General features: G+C 51.7%; 6 protein-coding genes. 2 read left to right on the top strand and 4 right to left on the bottom strand.

Annotation, left to right across the window (positions count from 1 at the left end; all coding sequences use genetic code 11):
• The first annotated feature begins 448 nt into the window (after positions 1 to 448).
• Together A7K61_RS04455 and A7K61_RS32140 are read left to right on the top strand one after the other, a co-directional pair.
• Positions 449 to 1,510 carry an AAA family ATPase gene (locus tag A7K61_RS04455; RefSeq protein ID WP_083263041.1) on the top strand — a complete coding sequence of 354 codons (1,062 nt, stop codon included), beginning with the start codon at positions 449 to 451 and terminating at the stop codon, positions 1,508 to 1,510.
• A gap of 333 nt (positions 1,511 to 1,843) precedes the next feature.
• The gene (locus A7K61_RS32140; protein ID WP_139129455.1) at positions 1,844 to 2,431 is read left to right on the top strand and encodes a hypothetical protein; all 588 of its coding nucleotides are present in this window, start codon (positions 1,844 to 1,846) and stop codon (positions 2,429 to 2,431) included.
• A 191-nt stretch (positions 2,432 to 2,622) separates the two neighbouring features.
• On the opposite strand, the gene A7K61_RS04445 is transcribed toward A7K61_RS32140, so the two are convergent.
• The 4 genes from A7K61_RS04445 to A7K61_RS04430 all read right to left on the bottom strand — a co-directional run bounded on the left by A7K61_RS04445 (position 2,623) and on the right by A7K61_RS04430 (position 11,857).
• Complete coding sequence (locus A7K61_RS04445; protein ID WP_069557014.1) at positions 2,623 to 7,953, bottom strand: ATP-binding protein; 5,331 nt, start codon at positions 7,951 to 7,953, stop codon at positions 2,623 to 2,625.
• Positions 7,954 to 8,184: 231 nt separating this feature from the next.
• Entirely contained in the window at positions 8,185 to 10,185 is a 2,001-nt protein-coding gene (locus A7K61_RS04440) for a DUF3732 domain-containing protein (RefSeq protein ID WP_069557013.1), read from the bottom strand.
• Entirely contained in the window at positions 10,182 to 10,643 is a 462-nt protein-coding gene (locus A7K61_RS04435; protein ID WP_069557064.1) for a three component ABC system middle component, read from the bottom strand. Before A7K61_RS04435 ends, A7K61_RS04440 begins: the two co-directional genes overlap by 4 nt.
• Positions 10,640 to 11,857: a hypothetical protein gene (locus tag A7K61_RS04430; RefSeq protein ID WP_069557065.1), complete on the bottom strand. Its 1,218-nt coding sequence runs from the start codon at positions 11,855 to 11,857 to the stop codon at positions 10,640 to 10,642. The genes A7K61_RS04435 and A7K61_RS04430 overlap by 4 nt, the downstream gene beginning before the upstream one ends.
• Between the last annotated feature and the right edge of the window lie 294 nt (positions 11,858 to 12,151).

Genomic DNA, 12,151 nt, shown 5'->3' with positions numbered 1-12,151 from the left:
GCAGTGATGACGGTAAGTGACATGTCGACTTGAGTTGCTGCGCGGGCCGGGGCTTGAGGTCTGGCTCTGCTAGTCCTGGACCAGGGTCGCGATAACTGCTTGGCTGGTGTAGCTGAACCGTCGATCTTGCGGGGCGATGGCCTAGTTTGGCCAGACTTGTGGGCCATGGTGCCCCGGCAAAAAAACTCGAACGGGACTGCAACGCCGGACCAGCCGATCGCTGACTGTTGCTCCTGGCGATTTCTGCCAGAAATAACGGGCAAAATTCGGCCCAATCGCTCTCCATCAGGATGAATGCTCTAGCGCGTTCACGCGGAGTTATTCAGAATAAGTGTTTCTCTGAAGGGCTCAGCCTCATGAGCGATGTTCTACTAAACTACTAGCGGCACAAAACAATACCTCATTCTCTCGTTCGCTTTTTAATAAGCACTGATGTGGAAGGCATAAAATGGAAGTTTGCTTCGTGGTCGGGCGTAATGGTGCCGGAAAAAGCCAATATTTAATTGAGCAAGCCAAAGGCAATAATCAAGACTCACTATACTTATGCAATACTGTTCATGATCGGTCACAGGAGCTCAAGACTTCAAAGAGATTCTCCGTTAAAAATACTGGATCACACCCGAACAATGTCATGAAATCGGTGATCAAGAAGATGATGAGAGAAGGAACGCATCGTCTGCATCAAATCGAAAAAATACTGCTTTATTGCGGTTACGCTCCGCACATAACTGTGACCATGAGAACCGGTAAGATCGATAGCAGGCTGGACGACTTTTCTGACACCTCCTCCATTAAAAAACTAACCGAAATGATAGATAATTATTTTAATGGAGAGGATGAAATATCCTTCAATGTAAACTTCGGTGAAACCTCTGATATTTCAAGTCTGTCAAAGCTAGAGAATCTGTTGCATCAGGAAAAACCACTACGACATTACGGCATGGTAAAGGCAATTGAAATATCGCTTTACAAGAATAATGGAGAGCCTGTCCCCCTACTAAATGCAAGTTCTGGCGAATTGAGCCTGATGACTTCTCTGATTTTCGTTCTAGGCGAAATTTCGGGAACCAACATGATTCTTATTGATGAGCCAGAGAACAGTTTGCATCCTAGGTGGCAGCGAGAATATACCTCAATGCTATGCAGTCTAATTGAATATCATGAAGTAAAAGTCATTATAGCGACGCACTCTCCATTAATAGTTACAGGCGCACAGTTAGACGAGCGAGTGTCGTCATCAATATATCATCCGGCAACCGGAAATCTTGAATTTTCTTCCTCAACAAACATTGAAGAATTGTTATGGGGGCAGTTTGAGATTATTTCGCCAAAAAGTCGCTTTTTAAGCGAAAAACTAGCCGAGAAACTCGAAGAGCTATCCGCACACAAAGTTTCCCTTAATCAAGCAATTGAATTTATCGATAGCGCAAGCAATGCCTCTTTCGATGACGGCCAGCAAGACATTTTTATTGCAGCAAGACAACTTGCTGACAGCATTGCGAGAGGGTGAGTTATGCTTAGTGACCCGTTAATGCCCGCGCTCTCCGACTTTGTAATTACAGCGGAGGAGCAACTGGCCATTGATCATGCTCTTAGGCTTCATGATTCATGGAACATTGACCAAAAAGATATGGCTCCGGTTCGCCAGGTGCTGAAGAACCTAAGAGAACGAATAAAAGAATACCATCTATTAAGGCAGGGCTACACGTGCTGCTATTGTAGAACAAACCTATTCGGGGGTGGAGTTTTTATGGTGGATAGAGAGCATATTATCCCCAAAAGCCACTGCAAAAAATTAACTTATGTTATGGAGAATCTTTCAGTCTCTTGCAAGAGATGCAACATGGAAATTAAAAAAGACAAAACCAGCCTATTTGTTGATCCTGGTTCGATTGAGAGCACATATCTAGATAAAAGCACATATCGTGTAATTCATCCGAATTTTGAGGTGTACGAAGACTTTATAATAAGAAGACAAGAGCAACATGGGAAGGCAAAGCTGGTAAAATTCATCATTGAGACGCCTGGTGATAAAAGCAACTTTATGTTCAGCTTTTTCAAGCTGAATGATCTTGAAGTCAATAGTATAAATGATGCCCAGGGAGTTGCACCGCTTTCACCTAGTCAGCAATTGATGCTTGATGCGTTAAAAGCGCAGATACAAAATCAGCCTGCACTAGCACAGGAGATACTAAAACTAGTGCTTGAGGAGCAAGGTAGCAAAGCGTCCCTCCCGATGATTGCGAAAGCTATAGACAGCACGGATCCTTTTAACTTTTCAATAGGCTCGCTCGCTGATGTTGAGAGTAAATGGCTTGACTCAAAATGGGTTCCACTTCCTTCAGGAGGCGGCAGGGCTTTGGCTATCGGGCACGATGTCGTATTGGCATTACCCTCCCCAGATTCTAGCGACAATAATGGTCAACCCTAAGGGGTTGACCTGTCTGTTGGGTAATTGCACAGACTTGCCTAAGCGATTACTGGATCTGGGCATTCGAGCCGAGCTGGAAGCGGCGCGGGCGATTGGCATGCTTACATCTTGGCTGGCAATTCAAAGTTTGGCTCACGGTTGGCGAGCCAACTCTCACATAGTAGTTTGCGCATGCGCTCACCGGGCAATTGCTATTCACGCATGACAGTGAAACGGACACCCTGCTGATGACTTTCCCGGAATAGCCGACTTGCACCTAGGGAGTATGGATTAGGCAGCTCATAAACTGCGACGTTAGGACCCCGTACGTTCGCAACATAGAGAATACGCCAGCGGTTGGTTCCGTCATGGCGCATCGTTACTGCCGCAGTTACTTGAGAGCGCTCTAGGTCGATGTGTCCTGGATCCGCGACATGCGCCTTGACCTCGTAATGAATGAAGCCTTTCGCGTCCGATACTTTGAAGTCGAATCCTTGATCACTCTCTGGCGGAAGCCCTAGATACCTGCGGCCCATCGAAGATACCCAGTATTCGGGCCGCATATTTCGATGTTTATTGCGTAAATATTGATAGGCTGCGAGCTCCCCGGCGAAACCGATGAGGTCGCGTTGTTCTTGACTCAAATACTGTGGATCATCACCTCGATTGCTTGTGCCGCGCTTAGTCGGTCTAGGGGCAGTTCGAGGGCCAAAGACTTGTAATGCCGCAGGACCGGACCGCGTTTTGAATCCTCCACTTGCAAGAGTCTCTTGCATGACTTGCGCAACTGCATCATACCAACCCTGAGCACCACCATCGATTTCTAATTCCCCAAACTGCAGACTACGACGTTCTTTCTGTCTGCGCGTTTCTCGTTCACGCTCCTCTAATGCTTCGAATGCCAGATCACTATCGGAAAGACCGAGCGCAACAGTATCCAGGCTTTCCGGCATTTGATTTGGCCAGAGGCTCGCTCGGTGAAGTGCGGAGGGGACGGATCTCTCGTTGAGGGACTCGAAGTCAAGCGTACCGGATGACAGTGCAGCTCGAATCAGGCGTTCAGGTCCTTGCAACCAAAGTTCATCAAGTGGCGTCGAATTGCACTTCGCCCAAGCTCTGACCAAACGTTGCAAATGTTCCGCAATCCGCGTGAGTAGTTGGCGGTTGTGCTGGCGGACGCCGTCGATGGGACTGCCATTGGGAAAAGGGCCTGCACCAAGGCGGAGGGTTACCTGTCTATCGATTTCCTCATCTACCTGCTGTGTATCAATATCATCGAATCGTTCCACCCAATCATCTGGCAAGTGGAGCCATTTCAAAGCGACTGCTTCGCGATAGGTCTGAAGGGCTCCGTCTGCTTCAATGGATTGGGTGTACGCATCCCGTACGGCTCGCTCAACTTCAGCACGCCGATGCTCAACGCGGGAGGAGAAACGCTCCGTTAACCTTTTCTTGAACTCCAGCGGAGACCGACCAAGCGCAACTAGGCTCGCGTTCAGTACGTTGAACTCAAGCCCTAGTTCATGCCGTAGGCCGCTAAGTGTGTCGGCGTCTCGGCAGGCGCTGACGATTCTTTCAGCTTGGTCGGAGGGTATACCGTAACCAGAAATAACGGCCATCACGTCGGAATCATCTCTGAATTCGTCGGTCCGCTCGATCAATATTGCAGCCAGGTCGGTATGCCCCATGGCGTGGACGGACGGGATCAAATACTCCAATAAACGCGGCGTGGTCGCACGAAGCGATCGCCTCAGCTCGGTGATCCGAGAGACGGGTCGTCCAAGTGCTCGAGCGAGTTGCAAATCCGAAGGTGCTTTCAGCTCATGACCGTCTCGCGACATCTCGTTTCCAAACGCAGAAAATGTCAGGCGAAAAGCGTCCGTTAATCCCGGTCTGCCTATCGCCGCGGGCACGGCCGACGCGATCATGGGCAGGGTAGACCAATTCAAAAACTGCCCCTCACACAGGACTGTTGGATATTCTTCGTTGGCAACCGGAAGTATGCCGTCAAGCTCCTCTGGCAGAGTGCTTGAGCTTCCATCTATCGAGACCGTGATTTCTCGGACAAAACGCAGCCGTACTCGACGGATAGCCCCTCCCAGCGCCTGGCGAGCTCGAAGGGTGTTCTGGTTGCTTAGATTTGAGCTCACTTCCAGTACCAGAACGGCGAGGTCGGCGATCCATTCATAATCTTTGCTTACGAGCAGCTCATCCGCTGCACTCGGAAAAAAAGGAACGCCGTCTGTGGTGACGGATATCGAGTCCTCATGAATTGGCTGGGCCTTACAACCCAGATACGTTGCTAGCGCTCTGATACAGCTTGCAGTCGCTGTACCGCCCACATCAATTGTGATGCGACCAAAAGAAGCCAAAATTTGTTGAAAAGTTGGCCGCGAACCGTCGTCAATGTAGATCGTTTCAACGAGTGGAGCGCTTTTGTGAAGCGTCACGGCCGTCAAGCCATCAATAGTGTCTTTAGGGATTACGAGTGTCGAAGGCAGAGCCGGGCGCAAGTCGAGCTGAGCGTACTCTGTCCATGCTTCGCGGTAGGCTTTTCGAAAGTCATCAAGAAAGGCCTCTGATATACCGCGCTCCAGTAGCTCGCCAAGTGCGGCAATACGTCGGGGTGCACTTTTTGGGTCCGACCAAGCAGGTACATTCAATTTGCCGGACAACATCTCTTGAAGGTAGCGGTTGTTTTCTATCAGCTCTCGTACCATACGCTCCGGCCGCGGTACGAAACGAGGTATGTCACTCCTGCTGCCTAACCAGCACTGACCTAAAGTTAACCCTTCGAAATCGTCGCCCGCCGACGCGGGAATCCAAGCAGTCGACTTCAGAAAAGCGGCGATGGCGCTAGGCCAGTGAATGTAGTCGGAACGGACGCCGCGGCGGGAGAGCGTTGTCACCATAGCTTCGGCTGGAATCTTTGTGAGCGCGTGGATAACTAGCCGCCCGTAAGCTAAGCGGGCCGCGCCGTTCATTGTGTCGTAGCTCGCTTGGCCGTATAGGTAGGGTACGCCATTCGTAACGTAGTCACCGCTTTGGTAGCCGAGGTCTCGTGACTGAGCGACGGCTTTGCGCCAGCAAATTCCCAGCTCCAGCTCGAAATTCTGTGTTGGTAAAAAACCATACCTCAAGCTTTGCCAGGCTGGTGAGTCCATTCGTACAGCGGCGCCTTTGCTCCAGGGAAGTCCGTCCCGCACGCCGGCAATTTTCAGAAAGTCCCGCCAGTCTTGAGCGCTTTCCCCCGGACCGGTTTTCCATTCGTTCCAATCAGGAAGCATCATCTTCGCGATTCCTGCAATCTGCTTGTCGTGGCTCGCCTCTTTACAGAGGTCAGTGAGCAAATTACCGAGCGTGTCGCGCCATCCCGCTGAGAAATAAGTAAGGCTCGCTTTGCCAATTCCGCCGCTGGCCAAGGGAACCCAGAGTCCCGCGGTCTGAAGGGCCTCGTCGAAGTCCGGGGTGCGATTTTGCTTCCATGTTCTGAACGCCCAGGTAAGGACTGACAAAGCGTCGCGTGTGCGAGGGCGAGCTCCGAGGAGTGTTCCCAATCTTGAAACCAAGTTGATGAGGCGAAACTCGGAAGCAAGTCCTGCGTTAACAAACGCCGTGACCACATCCGCAGACCAGGCAAGCGTCGGGTCGGCGAACTCGAGCCCCTTGGTTATGCAGCTTGGAGGAAAAACACCGGCGTCATCCAGGCGTTTTTTCTTCTTGGTGACACGCCCAGGGTCGGCATTGATGAAAAACTGAACCGGTTCGCCCGCTTCGGATTTAGCGCCTTCGGCTCGCACGAGTTTGCGAGCCTCGTTTCTAAAAATGAGTTTGCCTCGAAGCTGCTCAAGGATGTCCTTGCGTACGCTCAGGTCGGTATAAAAATCCTCCCAATTCGCGGCTGTAGCTTTGCGTTGGCGTTCAAGGTCGGCAGCGAGCAACGGTACCCACTTTGCGAGGCGGTCGTTTTCCGGCTCAAGCGGAAGCCCCACATCATCAGCAAGGCTGCGCAAGGCGATAACTCGCCTGGCTCCCAGCTTGCGTCGCAGCAGAAATGCGCCTGTAACCTTCGCAATCCAAGTCGCACGCAGTGATTTGTATTGGTCGTCTTGCCAGTCAAAAACATGGTCAAGGGTTGCCCATCTTGCATCACTGCCAGGGGGACTCATCGTTGGAAGTGGGAGAGTTTTGTACGCCAGCCCTTTATCCCGAAATGCAGCCAAGACATGGTCTGCGGGGCCCCATGTGATGGCATCCACAGCGGCGTGCACGTATGAGACAAGATTGATATTGGCAGCAGCTACACCATATATAAGGTCAATGCACATCTCTGCTGCGACCTTGACCAATTCTTGATTAAGGGCATTGTCCAGACTTAAGCCCTTGCGATCTGGATCTGGGAAAAACGGAGCATCCAAATGACCGTTAAAAGGACAGGGGGTTTCCATTGGCAAAAAAGCATAGTAGCGACCTTCCGGAACCTCGAACCCTAGGGGGATCGCGATGCTGACCGTGGGCGCGCCTGCCCAATTTCGCCACCTCTCTACCTTATGACGTTGTTCGACAGCAGCGTCCACTGCTCTTAAAAACCGCAGCGGATCAACGACGCGGCTGATGAACAAGTACGAGCGATCGTCGACAACGATTTCCTCTATCTCAAGATTGTCAATTTTCAGAGGACGATTCAGAGGGTAGCGACGACGCGTTAACACACGACGCGAAGTAGTGCCGTCCGCGTCAATTTTTTCAAATACGAGCTTGGTGAGCTTAGGTAGAAAGAGATTAAGCGGGGCACGCTCATCAAAAAGTGACTGCCATTCCTTTTCCATGCGAGAGGCGGCCATAAGGTCGGTCAACGGCAGTCTTATCACTGTCGCAAACCCATGCGATGCATAGTCCTGTATGTCATCGGGGAAGCTATTTATCACGAGCGGCAGTTGCAAGCTATGAGTCTTGCCGACGGCCCTTTCCGCAAGGTCGGGTTCAGCTAGATGCAGAAGTCGCTCGCGTTGGGCCTGCTCATCAGCAAATCGAAAGCAGAACCCGTCGAATTGCGCTGCCTTATTTTCAGCTTGAGATGAGTAGATCTGAGGATCATGGCTGATCAACGTAACACTGCGAAATCCAAGTCCTTTGTGGCCAATGGAGTTTCCGGGCTGCTTTCTACTTCTTGCCGGATTCACGATCGAGTCGACATCGGCCCGGGAGAATCCATTGCCAGTGTTACAGACGTCCAGCATCGCGTGCGGGGCAGAGGCAAGATCCAGCTTCACCAGGATATGGGCATCGACATCTTCACCAGCGCCGTCGTACGCATTCTGTATAAGCTCGCGCAGAATGCGGCCATCGTAAAGCGTTGCTGCGGTGTCAGTGAGTTGACGCATGGAGTCATCTCGCTCGGACCCCAGCTCGATGCCGTGGAGCGTGAGCTTGAGCTCTCGATCAAGTATCTGCTCTAGGTAACCGGAGGGTGACATCTCAATCGTGCGCGTGTCGCTTTCTGAGAAAGCTCTCGGCGCTGGTGCAGTTACGTCGATGCTCATGGTCTAGCTTCCCTGGCTTTCATGGCGTTGTGATGTCCGTACATTCAGAATGTGTATAGCGTATCTACACCACACCACACCACACCACACCACACCACACCACACCACGCCAGAACAGACGTGGTTGTTAAGGACTTCGTCCCCATAGGTCTCAGGCGTAATGGTTGATGCATCAACCACTATCGCCTGATCAAGAAACGGGGGAGTAATCCCCTTTCAGAATGAAGACTCCTAGTCGGCGATGAAGCCCCGCGTTCTCCATGTAGCCCGGACATAGTCCGGAAACTTGTAACCTTCGCCTAGGGTTAGTCTATCTGCATGATCCGAGACGATGATTTGCGGAGTTACGCCTGTCTTCTTGCCGGTTTCATCACAGAACTTGGCCAACTGAGTGAACATGTTGGTCACAGCACTCATGTCTGCGTCGACTGCGTCTTCACGCTTGGCCTGTTTTGAAAGCTCTTGAGCATCGAAATCCTCTGCGTCATCCAGTGAGGCAGGGAAGTACACCTGGGTGGGCTGATCAAGGAACAGGATTGGTGGGATTTTGCACCCTTTGTTCGATAGCGCCGCGAACTGGTAGTGCAGGGACATGAACAAGGCGAGGTGAGAGTACAACCAGTTCGCACCGCTGCCCATCGAGCGTAGGTAAACCCGAGTGTTCTGATTCTGCTGATACCAAAGGTCGAACGTTTCAACGTCAAAGCGCAGCTTTGAAGGCTTGTACGTTTCCTCGAAATCGAAGTGGTTGCCAAGCTCGCACATCTTGGCGTCGATCTCATTGCTTAACGTTTTCAACCTGTCCTTGATGTCGTATTTCTCAAGGAGACCGGCCAGGCGATCAACCTCAGTGCGCAGATTTTTCTCTTCAGTCGCCAGCTCCGACTCAGGTTTGTCTAACTGATCTTGAATGGCGATTTCAAGCCGAAGTTTGGCCTTAGTGGCCTGCTCATCGATCGATTTGGATGTCTTGAGCTTGGCAATCTCTTCATCAAGTGGCTGGATGTCGGCCTGGATACGACGCAGCTCTGCGTTCGCCTTATCGAGCGCGTCCTGAATGTTTCGGCGCTCTGCTGCGAAACTCTCCCGGGCATAGGCGGACAGCTTGAGCTCGTCATTCAACCACTCAATAGCACCTACGAGCTTGTTGGCTTCCATAGCGGGGGTGCTGGTGTGAGCCTCGCAAAGCGGGCAATGAGCTTCGGACAGCTCAATGGAATCGGGCAGTGTCTCAGCGGTCATGCTCAAGCTGAATTGTGTTGCAGAAGTCAGAGACTCAGTGACCAACCTCATCTGTCCCTGCAGCTTGCGCTTTTCGATGAGCGCAGCAATTCGTTGAGAGTGAAGTTCGGCCCGACGCATTTCAACCTGATCTGAGAGCACGTCGATTTTGACGGAACGCCCGGAAATCATCTTCAGCATCGTCGCGGGTTTGCTGTAGATGTCCTCAGCCGTGGCATCGACTAGAGGAAGACCTGCCAAGGACTTGAACTCGGTCAGGTAACGGTTGTAACGAGCGATCGCAGATTCTTTGCGCTGAGCTTGCTTGGGAATCTGCGCCTGGATTTTTTTGAGTTCATGCTTGGCAACCTCATGATCCCGGAACAGATCGAAATAAGCTTCGTCCACAAGCCCCATCAGAATCTTGAAGTGATTGATCGCCTGGTCACGTTTTTCCTTCTCATCGAAGCGGTAGAAAATCGCGTGCTTGTTGGCCACTAGGTTTTGATGCTGGAGCATGAAGGAGGAAAAACTGCGCACCGATGGGGTGGCGGATTTGTTGCGGCCGGCCGCTTTCAGGTACGGGTCTTCGTCGATGTTTTCCAGCGTGATCGCAAAATAACGCCCGAGGCTTTTCTTGAAGTCTGCCAGTGGCATGTAGTGTTTGGGATCGAAGAAGGCCTTGGGTTGCTCGATTAGTTGGAGCAATCGATCTGGGTCGGAGCCTTGCACCTCGAGCAAAAAGCAGCGGTCGGATTTTTTCTTGCGTGCGGCCACGATGAAGTAGCTGGGAAATTGCAACGCGATGAAAAAGGTCTCGGCGCGCTCAGTGATCGTGCCCACCGGAATTGTGTCTTCGGTGCTGCCAAGGCAATAGTCGAATATTTCCAGGATCGCACTTTTGCCAGTGGATGACTTGCCAGTGATGACGTTGAGCCCAGGCTCCAGTCGCACCTTGTGAATTTTGTCTTGAGTGTCGACTACGCCGATGTACCGCAGAAAGCATTTCATAGAGACTTGAATCCTAACGTCCTGTAGATGGAAACGACGTCTGCCTCTGCGCAGACCATGGAAAGCCGGCGGGCGGCTTCAAGTTGTTTGGGGTTGGCATTGAACGCCCTGACGTCCCCGACTGACTTAACAGTTAGGTCGTCGGTAATCTCGATGCGTTGCTCTGCTTGAAGGACGAGCAGAGCGGCGTTTGTGAGGGATTTGAACTGTTGGGTGTTGTGGGTGAGCCCTACCAGCCGCGACTGGTCTTTGCAGAGCGTGCGTAGGTTGCTGGTCTTCCTCACGGCCAGCAGGTACGTCTGCATGGCCGGGTACAACACCATGGGCAGCACCAGATAGCTCAATAGCAGGTCACGTTCCCTAGGTTCGGAATGGGCGAAGAAGTTGTGGATCACCGGTGCCAGTGCGATGGGGGAGCGCTGAAGCGTGAAGAGGTGTTCGATGGGTTTTGCACTCATGTCCATAGCCTCCAGTGAAACTCCTTCGCTGAGCTTGCGGGCACTGCATCTGCGAGCATGTGGTAGATGCCATTGCGGAATTCAACAGGCGTGTCTTCGTAGCTTCGGAAGCCCACGACATCCAATTCACAGCGCGCGTAGTAGAACTTGAGGGATTCCTGCTTCAGTTTCGAAACCGACCAGGTTTCGTCGCAACCGATCATCAGTTTTGCCCTGCTGGCACTATGGGTGCGCATATGGCTTTTGCTGTAGATTTCCACGTCGCTCTGTGACGTGGTGCAGTCCTTGATCAGCTCGGCAATGTATTCGTGGGCATGAAGCAGATCGGCAGTTGCCTCAAGAATAAGCTCCTCCTCGCCGCCAATCTCATCTAGCTTTTGGGCGTAAATGCGGTCACGCACATTCATCTCAGCAGCTTCCCGCTCTATCTCCTCAGTGTTGACACGGGGAAATTTCACCGAGCCAATCAGGTAGCGGGCGGTGAGCTCTGTAAATTTGCTGTCGAATTCAGCGGTGGTGAACCGCCATCCTTCTGTGACCTTGACGGCGCTGGTCATGAAGCCAAAGAGGTCATTCAAGAAGTCGTCCATGCGATGCTCATGGATACTTTTAAGATTGGCCCTCTTGTACCTGGCGATCAAGCCAAGCAGGTCAGGTTGCTCGGTGATGATCTTGATCTTGGGCAGGGCTTCCATCAGCGACTCACGCATGGTTTTTGCCATCACCCTACGCTGTAGGGTCAGCGCCTTAGAAGGCCGAGGAGTTTTTCCTGCTGTACCACCTTCCTCGCTTTGGTCGTCAGTCGCCTCTTTTTCCTGCTTGGCCTTTTCGAAGCGAGCCTCGGCATCTTGGAGAATACTTTCCAGCGCAGCCAGACGCTGATTAGCATTCCACTGATGCCAATCTTTGATAGCTGCTCGCTCACCATAGGCTTGAGTCGTCAGCAGGATCAGGTTGGCGTATTGCTGATGATTGAAATCAGGCTTTAGCCAATTATTGAGAGTGTTCCAGAGGTTTTCATGGCTGTCGGTCAGGTTGTCGCTGTACTCCTTAACCTCAACCTGATCACGGCCTTCGACGGTGACATCGCCAAACACCTCGATCCAAAGGACATCGTCCTTATCAAGGGTATGACAGTAGTCGATCGCTACGTGGATTTGGTACTTCAGTGCTTCATAGAGCTTTGATGCGTCAAAATCGAGCTTCGCGTTCACAGCAACTCCAATCTTGGAAAACAAGATTGGCCAGTGAGTAGCTAACTTCGCCATCCTGGCCAGGAAAATCCACGATACTGTATTTATATACAGGTTATGTATATTCAGAGCGCAATCTTATCAGCCCAAGCTGGCTAAACGCCATATTGAGTCATGCTGAAACGCCCCTAGTTCATAGACACCATTGAGCGGCAGCTTTTGGCCGTTAGCTGACGCATCGAGTCTTTCTCTCAGGGCCAAGCTCAATGCCGTGTAGCGTGAGCCTGTGCTCTCGATCAAGTATTTGGTCGAGGT

The sequence above is a fragment of the Pseudomonas sp. AP42 genome (assembly GCF_001728935.1).
Lineage (GTDB): Bacteria > Pseudomonadota > Gammaproteobacteria > Pseudomonadales > Pseudomonadaceae > Aquipseudomonas > Aquipseudomonas lactis.
This window is presented reverse-complemented; position numbering and strand designations above follow the sequence as displayed.